The sequence below is a fragment of the Paucibacter sp. JuS9 genome, from assembly GCF_044043925.2.
Lineage (GTDB): Bacteria > Pseudomonadota > Gammaproteobacteria > Burkholderiales > Burkholderiaceae_C > JAUASW01.
Genome location: NZ_CP194172.1, coordinates 3,888,380 through 3,904,063 on the forward strand (window position 1 = coordinate 3,888,380; position 15,684 = coordinate 3,904,063).

The following is a 15,684-nucleotide window of genomic DNA, read 5'->3' on the forward strand; positions in this document are numbered from 1 at the left end:
TCATCAACCTTTCACGGCGCCGGCAGTGAGCCCGCGCACGAAGTACTTGCCCGCCAGCACGTAGACGATCAGGGTGGGCAACGCGGCGATCAGCGCGGCGGCCATGTCGACGTTGTACTCCTTGACCGAGCTGGAGGTGTTGGCCAGGTTGTTCAGCCCCACGGTGATGGGCTTGCTGTCGGCACCGGAGAACACCACGCCATAGAGAAAATCGTTCCAGATATTGGTGAACTGCCAGATCAGGGTGACGACCAGGATGGGCGTGGACAGCGGCAGCACGATGCGCCAGAAGATCTGCCAGAAGCCGGCGCCATCGAGCTTGGCCGCACGCACCAGTTCATCGGGCAGGCCGGCGTAGTAGTTGCGGAAGAACAGCGTGGTGCCCGGCAGGCCGGCAATCACATGCACCAGGATCAAGCCGCCGATGGAACTGGCCATGCCCAGCCAGCCCAGCACCTGGCTCATTGGCAGCAGCACCACCTGCATCGGCATGAAGACGCCGAACAGCATCAAGGCAAACAAGAGCTCGCTGCCGCGGAAGCGCCACTTGCTCAGCACATAGCCGTTCAGCGCGCCCAGCGCCGTCGAGATCACCACCGCCGGCACCACCATCAGCATCGAGTTGGCGAAGAAGGGCTGCAGGCCGCCGCAATCGGTGCCGGTGCAGGCGCTGCTCCAGGCCTTGGCCCAGGCCGCAAAGCCCGGCGCCTGCGGCAGCGCAAGCAGGCTGCCTTCGCGCAGCTCGTCCATGCTCTTCAAGGAAGTGGCCAGCATCACGTAGAGCGGCGTCAGGAAGAACAGGGCCAGAAGCCCGAGCGCCACGAACAGGAGGATGCGAAAGGCTCTCATCGCCTGGCCCTCAGCTCGGAATAGAGATAGGGCACGACGATGGCCGCCACCGTGGCCAGCATCATCATGGCGCTCGCCGCACCCAGGCCGATCTGGCCGCGCGAAAAGGCCATGGTGTACATGAAGGTGGCCGGCAGGTCGGTGGCATAGCCGGGGCCGCCGCTGGTCAGGGCCATCACGAGGTCAAAGCTCTTGATTGCCAGGTGGCTGACCACCAGCAGCGTCGAGAAGAACACGGGCCGCAGGCTCGGAATGATGATGCGCCAGTAGATGCGCGGCAGGCTGGCGCCGTCGATCTGCGCGGCCTTGATGATGCTGTCGTCGATGCCGCGCAAGCCGGCCAGGAACAAGGCCATCACGAAGCCGGCGCTCTGCCAGACGCCGGCGATAGCGACGCAGTAGATCGCCATCTCGGAGTCGATCAGCCAGTCGAACGAGAAATTCTCGAAGCCCCAGTCGCGCACGATCTGCTCGAGGCCGGTACCCGGGTTGAGCATCCACTTCCAGGCCGTGCCGGTGACGATGAAGGACAGCGCCATCGGATAGAGATAGATGGTGCGCAGCGCCCCTTCCGCCCTCACCTTCTGGTCCAGCAGGATGGCCATCAGGAGGCCCAGCGCCATGGCGCCGCCGATGAAAAGCCCGCCGAAGACAGCCAGGTTGCGCAGTGCCAGCCACCAGCGCTCCATTTCGAACAGCGCTTCGTAATTGGCCAGGCCGGCCCATTCGTAGTTCGGCAGGAGCCGCGAGGCGGAAACGCTCAACCAGCCGTTCCAGGCCATCAGGCCGTAGATGAACAGCAGGGAGACGATGAAGGAGGGCGCGACGACGAGGCGTGGCAGCCAGGGCTGCTTCATGGGCGGGGCTTCAGCGCGTCTTGGCAGCCGACACCAGGCGCTTCATCGCGTCGGCCGAATTCATCTTGTCGCTGTTCCAGAAATTGCTGATCACGTCCTTGATCGCGCCTTCGGCAGCCGACGGAACGGCCATGCCATGCGCCAGCGAGGGCAGCAAGGTTCCGCCCTTGGCCGCAGCGGCAAAGTCGGTCGCCGATGCCTTGGCGCAGTCGTCGAACTTGTCGAGCTTCATGCCCGAGCGCACGGGAATGGAGCCCTTGGCCAGGTTGAACGTCTCCTGGAAGGCCGGCGACATGATGGCCGCGGCCAGCTCCTTCTGCGCGCGCGCGTTCGCCTCGTTCTTCAGCTTGAACATGGCGAAGGAGTCGATGTTGTAGCTGAAGCTCTTGGCCGAGCCCGGCGAAGGCAGGCACAGGAAGTCCTTGCCCGGCTGCTTGCCGGCAGCCAGGAACTCGCCCTTGGCCCAGTCGCCCATGATCTGCATCGCCGCCTCGCCCTTGATCACCATCGCGGTGGCCAGGTTCCAGTCGCGGCCGGGGGCGTTCTTGTCGGTATAGGGCTTGATGCGCTTGTACGTGCTCAGCACCTTCTCCATCGTCGGGCTGGCCAGTGTCGCCGGGTCCAGCTGCACCAGCGCCTTGGTGTAGAACTCCGGGCCGCCCAGGCCGATGGCCACGGTCTCGAACAGGGTCAGGTCTTGCCAGTTCTGGCCGCCGTGCGCCAGCGGCAGGATGCCGGCCTTCTTCAAGGCCTCGGCGGCGACGAAGAACTCATCCCAGCTGGTCGGTGGCTGGATCTTGGCGCGCTTGAAGACCTCAGGGTTGGCCCAGAGCCAGTTGATGCGGTGCACATTGACCGGCGCGGCGATGTAGCTGCCGCGGTACTTCATCTGCTCGGCCACGGTCTTGGGCAGGAGCTCGTCCCAACGCTCAGCCTTGGCCACGTCGTCGATGGAGGCCAGCACGCCTTCCTTCGCCCAGTCCTGCAGCGACGGGCCCTTGATCTGCGCCGCGGCCGGTGCATTGCCGGACACCACGCGCGACTTCAGGACCGTCATCGCCGAGTCGCCGCCGCCGCCGGCCACGGCAAAGTCCTTCCAGCTGTGGCCCTTGGCCTGCAGGCTGGCCTTCAGGGCTTGCGCCGCCTTGGCTTCGCCGCCGCTGGTCCACCAGTGCAGTACTTCCACCTCGCCCGCAAAGGCAATGGAGCCGATCAGGGCCAGGCTGGCCGCCAGGATTCTTGGCAGGGGGCGTTTCATACGGCGGTCTCCTGAGGTCTTGTCGTTCGGTAAATTATTAATGAAACATTAACGAGCCAGAAGAAAGGACTAACCCTCGGCCGGCAGGCTGATGCGAGCCAGCAGGCCGCGCGGCGCCAACGAGACCAGCACGACGCTGCCCTCATGGCGTTCGACGATCTCCCGCACGATGGCCAGGCCCAGGCCGCAACCGCTGCCCTCGGCGGTTGCGCGAACGAATCGCTGGAAAACACGCTCCAGCTCGTTCTCGGCCAGACCGGGGCCGTTGTCTTCAACCTCCAGCAACACGCGGCCTTGCTCGCTGCGCACGCGCACCGTGACAGAGGCGCCGCGGCCGGCATAGCGAATAGCGTTGTCGACAAGGTTGCTCAAGGCCTCGCGTAAGAGGAAGGCGATGCCTCGCACCAGCAGGGGCGGCGCGCCTTCTTCGGCATCATCCAGGCCCAGGTCCACACCGGCCTGCAATGCACGCGGCACCAGCTCGGCAGTCAGCTCGCGCGCCAGTTGGCGCAGGTCCAGCGGCAGGCGGTCCTGGGCTTTCGCAGATTCGGGCTCGGCGCGAGCCAGCGTCAGCAGCTGGTTGATCAGATGGGCGCTGCGCACCGCGCTTTCGTGCACGCGCTGCAGGCGCTGCACCAGCTCGGGTTCGCTCGCATCGCGCAAGGCCAATTCGGTCTGGCTCTTGAGCCCGGCCAGCGGCGTGCGCAGCTGGTGCGCCGCATCGCTGATGAAGCGCTTCTGCACCGCCACACTGTGCTGCACCTCGGTCAGCAAGCTGTTGATGGCACGCGCCAGCGCGCGCACCTCGGGCGGCGCAGCGCTGATCTGGATCGGCGCGAGGTCGTTGGCCGCGCGGCCTTCGACCTGCCGCTGCAAGGCCGTGAGCGGCGCGAGGCCTGCGCGGATGCCGGCGCCGACGATCATCGTCATCAAGAGCATCAGGCCGGAGAGCGGCAGCACCATGTCCAGCAGGATCTGCCGCGCCAGCTCTTCGCGGTTGGCGCTGGAGCGAGCCACCTGCACCAGCAGCGTCTGGCCCGGGCTGCCCGGCTCGCCATAGCGCAAGTGCAGAGCGGCCACGCGCACGCGCAACTCGCCCTGCTGCGGGTCGCGCAAAACACCGTCGTAAGACAAGGGCTCGCCGATCTGCGACGCCGCACCCGCCGGCAGCGGCGGCAGGTTCTTGTTGCCAAGGATGAAGCGGCCGGGCGGCGTGCTGACCATGTAGAGCACGCGGTCGCTGGGGTCGGATTCGAGGATGTCCTGCGCGGCACGCGGGAAATCGATCAAGAGGCCGTTGTCCTGCGGCTTGACCTGGCGGGCCAGCGCACGCGCGGCCTGCGAGAGGCCGGCATCAATCGCGCGGTTCGCGTAGCCGGCGGCGAGTTGATAGGTGAAGAAGCCGGCGGCGATCCACAGCACCAGTTGCGGAACCAGCAGCCAGACAAAGAGCTGGCGGCGCAGCGAGCGCGCGCCGGGTACTGCGACAAGCCAGCGACGGCTCATGCCACAGATGACTCGTTCTCGAGCAGATACCCGAGCCCACGCACGGTGCGAATCGACAAGCCTGAGTGCTCCAGCTTGCGGCGCAGCCGGTGGATGTACACCTCGATGGAACCGCCGCCGGCATCCCCCCCGTCCTGCGCCCAGGCCTGCGTGATCCTCTGCTTGCCGACGACGCGGTCCTGCTCGGTCAGAAGCAGGTCCAGCAGCAGCCATTCGCGCGGGCTCAGCTCCAGCGTCGCCCCGCGCACGCTGGCACGCCTGGCCGCGCGATCAAAGGTCAGTTGGCCCATCGTCGCGCTGGCAGGCGCTTGCGGCCGGCCGCGGCGCATCAAGGCATGGAGCCGCGCTTCCAGTTCAGGGAAGTCGAAGGGCTTGGTCAGGTAGTCGTCGGCACCGGCATTGAGGCCAGCGACGCGGTCGTCCAGCCCGTCCAGTGCGGTGAGCACAAGCACGGGGGTCAGGCATTGCGCGGCGCGGGCGCGCTTCAAGACGGTCAGCCCGTCGACCAGCGGCAAACCCAGATCCAGGATCACCACGTCGAACTTCTGCTTCAGGAGCAGGTACTCGGCCACCGCGCCATTGGGCGCGTGCTCCACCTCGAAGCCGGCACGGTGCAACTGGGCCGACAAGGCATCGGCCAGCAGCGCATCGTCTTCGGCAAGCAGCAGGTTCATGGGAGCAGGACTGTAGCCGCCCGATGTTGAGGTCGCCGCCGATGCTAGGGTTAACGTTTCTTTAATGCAATCGGTGGATCGTTAAGAATTCTGGCATGCTGCCCTCTCGCCTTGCGCTCGCCTTGCTCGCATCTGCCTTGCCCGCCCTTGCCGCCGAGCCTGTGCGCTGGCCCGCCGCGCCCAGCCCGATCAAGCGCGACGCAGCGCAGGAGGCGCGCATCGAGCAGATCCTCGCCAGCATGACCTTGCCGCAAAAGGTCGGCCAGATGACGCAGCCCGAGATCAAGTTCATCACGCCAGAGCAGGTCAAGCGCTTCTACATTGGCTCGGTGCTGAACGGCGGCGGCGCCTGGCCCGGCGGCAACAAGTACGCCGCGCTGGCGGATTGGGTGAAGCTTTCCGAGGCCTATCACCAGGCCTCGCTGGCGACCGACATGAAGCTGCCGGTGCCGGTGATCTGGGGCACCGACGCGGTCCACGGCCACAACAATGTGCTGGGCACGACGCTGTTCCCGCACAACATGGCGCTGGGCGCCACGCGCAACCCGGCCCTGGTGGCCGAAATCGGTACGGCAGTCGCGCGCCAGGTGCGGGCCAGCGGCATCCCCTGGACCTTTGCGCCGACGCTGGCCGTCTCGCAAGACATGCGTTGGGGCCGCGCCTACGAGAGCTACTCGGCCGACCCGGCTGTCGTGGAGCAGCTCGGCGCCGCCTTCGTGCGCGGCCTGCAGGGTCAGCTCGGCACGGACGAAAGCGCGCTGGCCACGGCCAAGCATTTCATTGGTGACGGCGGCACGCACCTGGGCCGCGACCAGGGCCAGACGCGAGCGAGCGAGAAGATGCTGCGCGACACCCACGGCCGCGGCTACTACGGCGCGCTCGGTGCCGGCGCGCAAACCGTGATGGCCTCGTTCAACAGCTGGTTCGACACCCGAGCCAACAAGGACGAAGGCAAGCTGCATGGCCAGCGCCACCTGATGACGACGGTGCTGAAGGAGCAGATGGGCTTCGACGGCCTGATCGTCTCCGACTGGAACGGCATCGGCCAGGTGTCTGGCTGCAGCGACACCCGCTGCGCCCAGGCGATCAATGCCGGTATCGACATGGTCATGGTGCCCGAGCACTGGCAGGAATTCATCCTCGAGACCATCGCCCAGGTGGAGCGCGGCGAGATCCCGATGGCCCGCATCGACGACGCGGTGCGCCGCATCCTGCGGGTCAAGCTGCGCGCTGGCCTGTTCGACAAGAGCCCGGCGCAGAACCGGCTGGCCGGGCAGGCCGATGCGCTGCTGGCCCGCGAGCTGGCGCGCCGCGCCGTGCGCGAGTCGCTGGTGCTGCTGAAGAACGAGGGCCAGGTCTTGCCTTTGCGCCGCGAAGCGCGCGTGCTGGTCGTCGGCAAGAGTGCCGACAGCATGGAGAACCAGACCGGCGGCTGGACGCTCAGCTGGCAAGGCACCGGCAACAAGAACAGCGATTTCGCTGCCGGCCAGACCGTGCTGGCCGGCCTGCGCGAGACGCTCGGCGAGCAGCGGGTGAGCTTCAGCATCGACGGGCGCGGCGTGCGCCTGGCCGACTACGACGCGGTGATCGCGGTCATCGGTGAAACGCCCTATGCCGAGGGCAATGGCGACATTCCGCCCTGGGGCACCTTGCGCCACGCGGATCGTCATCCGGAAGACCTGGCCGCGTTGCAAGCGGTGGCCGGACAGGGCAAGCCGGTCATCACCGTCTTCATCTCGGGCCGGCCACTCCATGTCAACGATTTGATCAACGCATCCGACGCCTTCGTCGCCGCCTGGCTGCCGGGCACCGAGGGCGGCGGCGTGGCCGACCTGCTGGTGCAAGGCGGCGCGGCCTTCAAGGGCAAGCTGCCTTTCGATTGGCCGCGGGAAGCCTGCCCGCGCGGCGGCAAGCCCTTGTTCGCCCTGGGCTACGGTCTGCAAAACGGCCAGAAGGCCAGCGTCGCAAAGCTGAGCACCAAGCACACGCAAGGCGGCTGCGCAGCGAGCAAGGAGCTGATGATCTTCGAACGCGCGGCGCAGGCGCCCTATGCGTTGATCCTGAACAGCCCCGCCAACGCATGGCCCGAGCTGCGCATCGGCGACGACCTGAACGGCGCCTGGACCCGCCCCGACGTCGTGCTGACCACGACCGACATGCACCAGCAGCAAGACGCCAAGCGCCTGCGCTGGAGCGGCCCGGCCAAGGTCCTGGCCTATGCGGCGCAGCGGGTCGACCTGCAGAAGAACTACCGCGATGGGGCGCTGGTGTTTGACCTGCGCGTCGAACAGGCCGCAAGCCAAGCAGTGAAGCTGGCCATGGGCCACCGCGAGGAGCTGGACCTCTCGGCGGTGATCGCGCAGGCGCCCCTGAACAAGCCCCGCCGCTTTGTCGTGCCCTTGAGCTGCTTCGCGGCGGCCGGTGCGGACCTCGGCAAGATCGAGATTCCATTCGCGCTCTCGACGACCGGGCCGTTCACCGCGAGCCTGGCACGCATACGCATCGAGACCGGCGCCGCCAAGCGGCCCGAGGCCATTGCCTGCAGCGCCTTGAAAAGCTGATGCTGCCGATAACGATCAGCGGGTAACGATATCGCGATGCATCGGCGCCAGCAGGGCCAGCAAGCGGTTCTGCGTGGTGAACGGAATGTTCGCGTCGTCCATGCTCTGCTGCAGCACTTCCACGAGGATGTTGAAGTCCTTCTTGGCGATGCCCAGGTCGGCATGCGAGTTCTTCATCGTCGCGCCCTCGTACTTGCAGGGGCCGCCGCTGAGCACGCAGACCTGATCGGTCAGCTGCTCGGCCAGGGCCTTGGGATTCGTCTCCTTGAAGAACGTGCCGATGCGCTCATCGCGCTTCAGGCGGCCGCTGAAGTCGCTCATGAGCCTGGCGATGCCCGCTTTCTCGCCCAGCGCGCGGTAGAGGCTGTCGTCGCCGGCCCAGGCCGATGCGCTCACGAGCAGGGACAGTGCAATCAGGGTGTTGCGTATCGACATGGTTCGCTTCCTCTCGATCAGAACGCCAGCTGGGCCGACAGATAGCTGCCGGTCTGGCGCTTCGGGATGACCGCCGGCACGATGCGGCCGAGGTCCACGTAGGCGGCGGTCAGGGAGAAGTGCTTGCTCGGGGCCCAGGCGATGAAGAGGTCTTTCCAGTCTTCTTCACGCAGGCCGGCACCCAGGGCGCTGGGGTTGAGCTTGTCGGGCTTGGCGCGGTATTCAACGCCGACGGCCAACTGCTTGCTGAGCAGCCAGGCCAGCGAGATCTCGGGCTGCAGGCTGTAGCCGCTGCTGGCGGTGCCGCCAAAGCCCAGGAGGCCGATCTGGTTGGCCTTGGTGGCGCGCAGCGTGGCGTTCACGAGGATGCCTTGCGCCAGGAAGAGCTTGGTGGCGCTGACGTAGAGGTCAGTGCCGTTCTTGCTTGCGCCGAGCGAGGCAAGCGTGGCTTGCAGGCCGCCCGCGTCGCCGCGCTTGTGCTCGATGCCGATGGCAATCTGCGGCATCAGGCTGTCGCTGTCGAGCACCGCGTCACCCGCCACGCGCAGCTTCACGCCGAAGGTGTCCTGCTTGAGCTGGAGGCCAGGCAGGCCCAGCGCCGTGCCGGTGGCGCCGGTATCGAAGCGCTGCCTGGCCAGCGAGAGTTCGACCCGCTCGTTCCAGCTCACCAGCGCGCCATGGGTGTTCAGGCTGTAGTCCTGGGTCTTGACCCGGGTGGCATGCGCCGTGGCGCCCCATTCGCCCACCGTGGCATAGCTGCCGGTCACGGCCCAGGGCGTGAGCCCGCCGCCGGCCGCGCCCTCGACGCTGGAGACGCCACCGGTCAGCAGCAGCTTGCCGTCGCCGGCCAAGGCCGAGCTGGCCAGCAGCAGGGCAGCCGTAGCCGCCCAGAGATTCTTGATGCGCATGCGCGGTACTCCCTTCCAAGTCAAGGGACAAATGTCCCCAGACACAAACAATTGTTCAAACCGCGTCACAATCCGCCGATGCCAAGCAAGAAAGAACAGTTGCTGGACCTGATCCGCAACAACCCCTTCGTCAGCCAGCAGGACCTGGCGGAAAGCCTGGGCCTGTCCCGCTCGGCGGTGGCCGGCCATATTGCCGCGCTGACGCGCGAGCGGCAACTGCTGGGCCGGGCCTACATCCTGCCCCAGCGTTCTCCGCTGCTCTGTATCGGCGGCGCCAATATCGACCGCAAGCTGAGCAGCTTGTCACCCATTCGGCCTGGAACTTCGAACCCGGCACGGCTGGTGAAGGAGAGCCCGGGTGGCGTGGCCCGAAATATTGCCGAGAACCTGGCGCGCCTGGGCCTGCCGGTGCAATTGCTCACCGCCGTGGGCATGGACGCCACCGGCCAGGGCCTGCTCGCCCAGGCCCAGAGCCTCGGCCTGGACACCAGCGGCTCCCTGCAAGTACCCGATGCCGCCACGGGGAGCTACACGGCCGTGCTCGATGCCAACGGCCAGATGCTGGTCGCCCTGGCCCATATGGAACTGGCCGAGCGCCTGAGCCCGGAGTTCCTGCGCAGCACCGCAGCGCAGCGAGCCCAGGCGCGGATGCTGGTGGCCGACCTGAACCTGCCGGCCGACAGCATCTCGCTTCTGCTCGAAGAAGCCCATGCCGCCGGCCTGCCCACGGTGCTGGTGGCCGTGTCCGAGCCCAAGATGGCACGGCTGCCGCAGGACCTGCGCGGCCTGCGATGCCTGGTGCTCAACCTCGGCGAACTGGAAGCACTCTGCGGCGAAAAGCTCAAGAGTGCCGCCGCCAAACAGCGCGCACTCATCGGCCTGCGCGAACGCGGCCTGCAAGACCTTGTGATCACCGAAGGTCGCAAAGGCGTGCTCTGCAGCCGCCCCGACGGCCGCTTCACCGCGCTGGCCGCGCCCGCCACAGACGTGCTGGACGTGACCGGCGCAGGCGACGCCTTCGCGGCCGGCCTCTGCCATGGCCTGGACCGCAAGCCTGAAGACCTCGAATCCGCCTGCCGGCAAGGCCTGACCCTTGCCGCCCTGACGCTGCAAACCACGGCGACGGTCCATCCCGACCTCTCGCCTGCCACCCTGGAATGAAGAAGATGACCGCAAAAGCCGACTACACCGCCTACATCGAATACTCCGTCGAGGTGGCTGCCGCGCGCGCCGCCGGCAAGCCCCTGGTCGCCCTGGAGTCCACCATCATTTCCCACGGCATGCCCTATCCGCAGAACGTGGAGACGGCGCGCGAGGTTGAGGACATCATCCGCGCAGCTGGCGCCGTGCCGGCCACCATCGCAGTGATGGGCGGCAAGATCCGCATCGGCCTCTCGAGCGATGAGCTGGAGCTGCTCGGCCGCAGCAGTGATGCGCTGAAGCTGAGCCGCCGCGACCTGCCCTTCGCCATCACCAGTGGCAAGGTCGGCGCCACCACGGTGGCCGCGACGATGATCTGCGCCGAGCTGGCCGGCATCCGCGTCTTCGTCACCGGCGGCATCGGCGGCGTGCACCGCGGCGCGCCGGAGAGTTTCGACATCTCGGCCGACCTGCAGGAGCTGGCCAAGACCTCGGTCGCCGTGGTCTGCGCCGGCGCCAAGAGCATCCTCGACATCGCCCTGACCCTGGAATACCTGGAGACGCAGGGCGTGCCGGTCGTGTCGGTCGGCCAGGACAACTTCGCCGCCTTCTACACGCCGGACAGCGGCTTCAAGGCCGACTTCAGGCTCGACACGCCGGCCGAGCAGGCCACCTTCCTCAAGGCCAAATGGGCCCTGGGCCTCAAGGGTGGCGTGGTGGTGAGCAACCCGGTACCGGCAGACGAAGCGATGCCGCGCGAAGAGATTGACACAATCACGGCACAGGCGCTGCAGGAAGCAGCGGCACAAGGTGTCACCGGCAAGTCCGTCACGCCCTTCCTGCTGGCCCGCATCAAGGCCTTGACGGGCGGCCGCAGCCTCTCGACCAATATCGCGCTGGTGAAGAACAATGCGCGGGTCGGGGCGCAGCTCGCCCTGGCGCTGGGGGGCTGAAGCAAAGCTGTCGTCAAATGCGGCCCCGAATGTCCCCGCGCTTCACCGGCGCGCAACATTCGGCCAGGCGGGCACGCATAAGCTCTCGGGCCGACCCAAAGCCACCGTAGAGAAGAAAGTTCCCGCATGCGCAGCAAGCCTCTTGCCCTGACCCTGATCGTGATTGCGCTGGCCGGCGCTGGCTGGTGGTGGAAAGGGCGGAGCACCAGCGATGGGGCGGCGGCCGCAGCCAGCGCGCCGGCCTCCGGCGCTTCGGGTACTGCCAAGGGCGCTCCGCAACTGGTGGGCGTCTGGAGGGCGCAGAAGCAGGACGTGCCGGTGAGCATCGAGGCCAGCGGCACCGTCGTCGCCCTCGCCACCGTGGACCTGCGGGCGCAGACCACCAGCACCGTGCGCGAACTGCTGATCAAGGACGGCGACATGGTGCGCCGGGGCCAGCCGCTGTTCCGGTTTGATGATCGCGCCGACCGTGCCAACCTGGACAAGGCCCGCGCCCAACTGGCCCGCGACCGAGCCAGCCTGAATGACCTGGAGCGCCAGCTCAAGCGTTCCGAAGAACTGAAGTCGCAAGGCTTCGTGGCCCAGAACGCCGTGGACACCGCGCTGAGCAATGTCGAAGCGGCCCGCGCGCTGATCCAGTCGGATGAAGCCGCCGTGCAGGCCGCGCAGGTCTCGCTCTCTTACAACGAAGTCCGAGCGCCCTTCGCCGGCCGGGCAGGCCAGCTCAACGTGGTGCCCGGCACGCTGGTGCAGGCCAATGCGGCGGCCCTGCCGCTGGTCAGCATCGCCCAGCTTCATCCCATCGGCGTCGGTTTCGTGGTGCCGGAGACGCAACTCAGTGCCGTGCTCGCCGCCACCCGCGGCAGCAAGGCCGAAGGCCTCGAAGCGCAGGTCCTCATGCCTGGTGCGCGTGGCGCCAAGGCAGCCGACGAGGCGATCAAGGGCCGCGTCACCTTTGTGGACAACCTGGTGGACGCCAACACCGGCACCTTGAGGCTCAAGGCCGAGTTCGGCAACGACAAGCTGGCCTTGTGGCCCGGCCAGTATGTGCGCGTGCGCATGGTGCTGCGCACTCTGAAAGACGCGGTGGTCGTGCCGCAGGCGGCCATCATCCAGCGCGGCAATGAGCGCTCGGTCTACATCGTCGGCCCGGACAAGACCGCGGTGCAGAAGATCGTCCAGACCCGCTACCCCTTTGGCGAGCTGATCGTGGTCGAGGGCGTGGAAGCCGGCGACCAGATCGTGCTGGACGGCAAGCAGAACCTGCGGCCCGGCGTGCCCTTGAAGACGCAGCCGGCATCGCTGAACCCGGCTGCCGCGTCCGCTCGTGCAGCATCGGCGACTGCCTCGGGTGCCTCCAAATGAACTGGACCGAGCTTTTCATCCGGCGGCCGGTGATGACCGTGCTGCTGAACGTGTCGGTGGTGATCGCCGGCCTGGCAGCCTGGAGCAAGATCCCGGTCGCTGCCCTGCCCAGCTACAACACGCCGGTCATCAATGTGCAGGCCAGCTTGCCCGGCGCCTCACCCGAGACCATGGCTTCATCGGTCGCGTTGCCGCTGGAAAAGCAGTTCTCCACCATCGCCGGCCTGACGACGATCTCGTCCAGCTCCGGCCTTGGCGGCACTTCGCTCACGCTGGAGTTCGACCCGTCACGAAACATCGACGCGGCCGCTGTGGACGTGCAGGCCGCGCTGTTCCGGTCCTTGCGCGCACTGCCGGTCGAGATGACCTCGCCGCCCAGCTACCGCAAGGTCAATCCGGCCGATGCGCCGGTGCTGCTGGTGGCGCTGACCTCGCCCTCGATCAACATCACCGAGCTGAATGATTTCGCCGAAAACCTGATCACGCCGGCACTCTCCACCATCGACGGTGTGGCCCAGGTCTCCATCTTTGGCCAGAAGCGCTACGCCGTTCGCATCAAGGTGCGCAACGACCTGCTGGCCCAGCGCAACATGACGCTGGAGGAGCTGCAGGCGGCGATCCGTACCGCCAATGCGAACACGCCGGTCGGCGTGCTGGACGGCAACCGCCAGACGCTGACCATCCAGGCCAACAAGCAGTTGAAGAACGCGCGCGAGTTCGGCGCGCTGGTGGTTGCCACGCGCAATGGCGCGCCGGTCTTCCTGCGCGACGTGGCCGATGTGCAGGACAGCTTCGAGACCACCAAGTCCTTCAGCAACTTCAATGGCGAGCGCTCCATCGTGCTGGCCGTGCAGCGCCAGCCGGATGCCAACACCGTCAAGGTCGTCGATGCGGTGAAGACCGTGCTGCCGCGCTTCAAGGAGCAGCTGCCCGACTCGGTGCAGATGAACACCTTGAACGACCGCTCGATCTCGGTGCGCGAATCGCTGCACGACGTGTATCTCACGCTGGCGCTGACCGTGGGCCTGGTGGTGATGGTGATCTTCATCTTCCTGCGCCGCGCGGCCGCCACGCTGATACCTGCGCTCTCGCTACCGATCTCGCTGATCGGCGCCCTGACCTTGCTGTTCGCGCTGGGCTACAGCCTGGACAACATCTCGCTGCTGGGCATCACGCTGGCCGTGGGCCTGGTGGTGGACGACGCCATCGTGATGCTGGAAAACATCTACCGCCATATCGAAGATGGCGCCAAGCCCTTCGAGGCCGCGATCCGCGGTGCGCGCGAGATGACCTTCACCATCCTCTCGATCTCGATCTCGCTGGTGGCGGTGCTGATCCCGATCTTCTTCATGCCGGGCGTGATCGGCCTGCTGTTCCACGAGTTCGCCGTGGTGGTGTCGCTGTCCATCCTCGTGTCGGCCATGGTCTCGCTCACGCTCGTGCCCATGCTTTGCAGCCGCTACCTGAAGCCGCATCACGACACCGAGGAAGGCAGGCTCGGCCAACTGTTCGAGCGCGGCTTCAAGGCCACGCAGGACGCCTATGCCAACTCGCTCGACTGGGCCCTGCGCCGGCGCGGCTGGATCTACGGCCTCGCCCTGGCCAGCTTCATCGCGACGATCTGGCTCTACATCGCCATTCCCAAGGGCTTCTTCCCTGAGGAAGACATCGGCCAGATCCAGGCCAGCACCGAAGCCAGCGAAGACACCTCCTTCAACACGATGACGGTGCTGCAGGAGCAGGCGGCGGCCATCGTCAAGAACAACCCGGCGGTGCTGAGCGTCTCGGCTGCCGTGGGCGGCGGCCAGAACGCCACTGGCGCGACCAACACCGGCCGCATGTTCATCAACCTGAAGCCCCGCAAGGAGCGGCCGCCGATGGTGAAGGTGGTGGAGAGCCTGCGCAAGGACCTGCGTGCAGTGCCCGGCCTGCAGGTCTTTCTGCGCCCGGTGCAGAACCTGCAACTGGGCGGGCGCCAAAGCAAGAGCCGCTACCAGTTCACTCTGCAGTCGGTGGCGGCGGGCGAGCTGAGCACCTGGGCGCAGAAGCTGCAAGCAAAGCTGCGCGACGACAGCAAGATGTTCCGCGACGTCACCAGCGACTCGCAACTGCGCGGCCTGCAGGCCAATCTCGTCATCGACCGCGAGCGCGCCAACCTCTTGGGCGTGCAGATGCAGGACGTGCGCACCATGCTTTACGGCGCCTTCGGCGAGCGCCAGGTGTCCAGCATCTATGCCGAGAGCAACACCTACCAGGTGATCATGGAGGCCGGCGACGCCGACCGCATGGGCGAAGACGCTTTCGACAAGATCCATCTGCGCAGCAAGAACGGCTCGCTGGTGCCGCTCACGGCCTTTGCCTCGGTGCAGCGCGGCCTGGGCCCGACGTCCGTCAACCACCAGGGGCAGTTGCAGGCCATCACGCTCTCCTTCAACCTGGCGCCCGGCGTGCCGCTGGGCGAAGCGACGAAGGCGATCTCCGCCTACACCAAGGAAATCGCGCTGCCCGCCTCCATCATCACCAGCTACGGCGGCGATGCGGCGGTGTTCCAGGATTCGCAGTCCGGCCAGCTGCTGCTGATCGGCCTGGCGCTGGCGGTGATCTATGTGCTGCTGGGCGTGCTGTACGAGAGCTACATCCACCCGATCACCATCCTGGCCGGCCTGCCCTCGGCGGCCGTGGGCGCGCTGATCACCTTGCAGGTTTTCGGCATGGACCTGACCATCATCGCAACCATCGGCATCGTGATGCTGATCGGCATCGTCAAGAAGAACGCGATCATGATGATCGACTTCGCGCTGGATGCGCAGCGCAACGGCGGCATGACGCCGCAAGCCGCGATCCGCGAGGCCTGCATCCTGCGCTTTCGCCCGATCATGATGACGACGCTGGCGGCCTTGATGGGCGCCCTGCCCATCGCCCTGGGCCTCGGCGCCGGCGCCGAGCTGCGCCAGCCGTTGGGCCTGGCGGTGGTGGGCGGCCTGATCCTGTCGCAGGCGGTGACGCTCTACATCACGCCGGTGATCTACCTGGCACTGGACCGCTGGAGCGGCCATGGGCCGGACACGCGCGAAGTGGCGCATATGGTGATGACCAGCCACTCCGAGCCGCGACCGAGCTCAGTCCCTGCGGACTGAGCGACGCGTGCCGAGGGCCGGCCCATGTCCCGCATGTGCCG

12 protein-coding genes are annotated in these 15,684 nt (G+C 66.9%); 5 read left to right on the forward strand and 7 right to left on the reverse strand.

Annotated elements, in window-relative coordinates; all coding sequences use genetic code 11:
* Positions 1-3 precede the first annotated feature (3 nt).
* From ABT392_RS17370 to ABT392_RS17390, 5 genes are all read right to left on the reverse strand, one after another.
* Complete coding sequence (locus tag ABT392_RS17370; protein ID WP_395385117.1) at positions 4-849, reverse strand: carbohydrate ABC transporter permease; 846 nt, start codon at positions 847-849, stop codon at positions 4-6.
* Positions 846-1,706, reverse strand: coding sequence for a carbohydrate ABC transporter permease (locus ABT392_RS17375; protein ID WP_334279368.1), 861 nt, complete (start codon positions 1,704-1,706; stop codon positions 846-848). Before ABT392_RS17375 ends, ABT392_RS17370 begins: the two co-directional genes overlap by 4 nt.
* 10 nt (positions 1,707-1,716) lie before the next feature.
* A complete protein-coding gene (locus ABT392_RS17380; protein ID WP_395385116.1) occupies positions 1,717-2,964 on the reverse strand; it encodes an ABC transporter substrate-binding protein in 1,248 nt (415 codons plus the stop codon).
* A 69-nt stretch (positions 2,965-3,033) separates the two neighbouring features.
* Positions 3,034-4,470 (reverse strand): sensor histidine kinase, encoded by a 1,437-nt coding sequence (locus ABT392_RS17385; RefSeq protein ID WP_395385115.1) that lies wholly within the window; start codon positions 4,468-4,470, stop codon positions 3,034-3,036.
* Positions 4,467-5,144 (reverse strand): response regulator transcription factor, encoded by a 678-nt coding sequence (locus ABT392_RS17390; protein WP_395385114.1) that lies wholly within the window; start codon positions 5,142-5,144, stop codon positions 4,467-4,469. Before ABT392_RS17390 ends, ABT392_RS17385 begins: the two co-directional genes overlap by 4 nt.
* Positions 5,145-5,239: 95 nt before the next feature.
* Between ABT392_RS17390 and ABT392_RS17395 the strand changes: the two genes are divergently transcribed.
* Positions 5,240-7,705, forward strand: coding sequence for a glycoside hydrolase family 3 protein (locus tag ABT392_RS17395; protein ID WP_395385113.1), 2,466 nt, complete (start codon positions 5,240-5,242; stop codon positions 7,703-7,705).
* Positions 7,706-7,720: 15 nt separating this feature from the next.
* Here the strand turns inward: ABT392_RS17395 and ABT392_RS17400 are convergent, their stop codons facing one another.
* On the reverse strand, positions 7,721-8,140 hold the full coding sequence (locus ABT392_RS17400; protein ID WP_395385112.1) for a group I truncated hemoglobin: 420 nt from the start codon (positions 8,138-8,140) through the stop codon (positions 7,721-7,723).
* Positions 8,141-8,157: 17 nt separating this feature from the next.
* The gene (locus ABT392_RS17405; RefSeq protein ID WP_395385111.1) at positions 8,158-9,048 is read right to left on the reverse strand and encodes a DUF3034 family protein; all 891 of its coding nucleotides are present in this window, start codon (positions 9,046-9,048) and stop codon (positions 8,158-8,160) included.
* A gap of 78 nt (positions 9,049-9,126) precedes the next feature.
* Between ABT392_RS17405 and ABT392_RS17410 the strand changes: the two genes are divergently transcribed.
* From ABT392_RS17410 to ABT392_RS17425, 4 genes are all read left to right on the forward strand, one after another.
* Complete coding sequence (locus ABT392_RS17410; protein WP_395385110.1) at positions 9,127-10,209, forward strand: carbohydrate kinase family protein; 1,083 nt, start codon at positions 9,127-9,129, stop codon at positions 10,207-10,209.
* A gap of 5 nt (positions 10,210-10,214) precedes the next feature.
* Positions 10,215-11,141, forward strand: a complete 927-nt coding sequence (locus tag ABT392_RS17415; protein WP_395385109.1) for a pseudouridine-5'-phosphate glycosidase — start codon at positions 10,215-10,217, stop codon at positions 11,139-11,141.
* 126 nt (positions 11,142-11,267) lie between these two features.
* On the forward strand, positions 11,268-12,506 hold the full coding sequence (locus tag ABT392_RS17420) for an efflux RND transporter periplasmic adaptor subunit (protein WP_395385108.1): 1,239 nt from the start codon (positions 11,268-11,270) through the stop codon (positions 12,504-12,506).
* The gene (locus ABT392_RS17425) at positions 12,503-15,643 is read left to right on the forward strand and encodes an efflux RND transporter permease subunit (RefSeq protein WP_395385107.1); all 3,141 of its coding nucleotides are present in this window, start codon (positions 12,503-12,505) and stop codon (positions 15,641-15,643) included. The genes ABT392_RS17420 and ABT392_RS17425 overlap by 4 nt, the downstream gene beginning before the upstream one ends.
* Positions 15,644-15,684: the final 41 nt, after the last annotated feature.

Coding starts and splice junctions, on each gene's coding strand:
- ABT392_RS17370 (WP_395385117.1), bottom strand. CDS start 849: ATGAGAGCCTTTCGCATCCTCCTGTTCGTGGCGCTCGGGCTTCTGGCC.
- ABT392_RS17375 (WP_334279368.1), bottom strand. CDS start 1,706: ATGAAGCAGCCCTGGCTGCCACGCCTCGTCGTCGCGCCCTCCTTCATC.
- ABT392_RS17380 (WP_395385116.1), bottom strand. CDS start 2,964: ATGAAACGCCCCCTGCCAAGAATCCTGGCGGCCAGCCTGGCCCTGATC.
- ABT392_RS17385 (WP_395385115.1), bottom strand. CDS start 4,470: ATGAGCCGTCGCTGGCTTGTCGCAGTACCCGGCGCGCGCTCGCTGCGC.
- ABT392_RS17390 (WP_395385114.1), bottom strand. CDS start 5,144: ATGAACCTGCTGCTTGCCGAAGACGATGCGCTGCTGGCCGATGCCTTG.
- ABT392_RS17395 (WP_395385113.1), top strand. CDS start 5,240: ATGCTGCCCTCTCGCCTTGCGCTCGCCTTGCTCGCATCTGCCTTGCCC.
- ABT392_RS17400 (WP_395385112.1), bottom strand. CDS start 8,140: ATGTCGATACGCAACACCCTGATTGCACTGTCCCTGCTCGTGAGCGCA.
- ABT392_RS17405 (WP_395385111.1), bottom strand. CDS start 9,048: ATGCGCATCAAGAATCTCTGGGCGGCTACGGCTGCCCTGCTGCTGGCC.
- ABT392_RS17410 (WP_395385110.1), top strand. CDS start 9,127: ATGCCAAGCAAGAAAGAACAGTTGCTGGACCTGATCCGCAACAACCCC.
- ABT392_RS17415 (WP_395385109.1), top strand. CDS start 10,215: ATGACCGCAAAAGCCGACTACACCGCCTACATCGAATACTCCGTCGAG.
- ABT392_RS17420 (WP_395385108.1), top strand. CDS start 11,268: ATGCGCAGCAAGCCTCTTGCCCTGACCCTGATCGTGATTGCGCTGGCC.
- ABT392_RS17425 (WP_395385107.1), top strand. CDS start 12,503: ATGAACTGGACCGAGCTTTTCATCCGGCGGCCGGTGATGACCGTGCTG.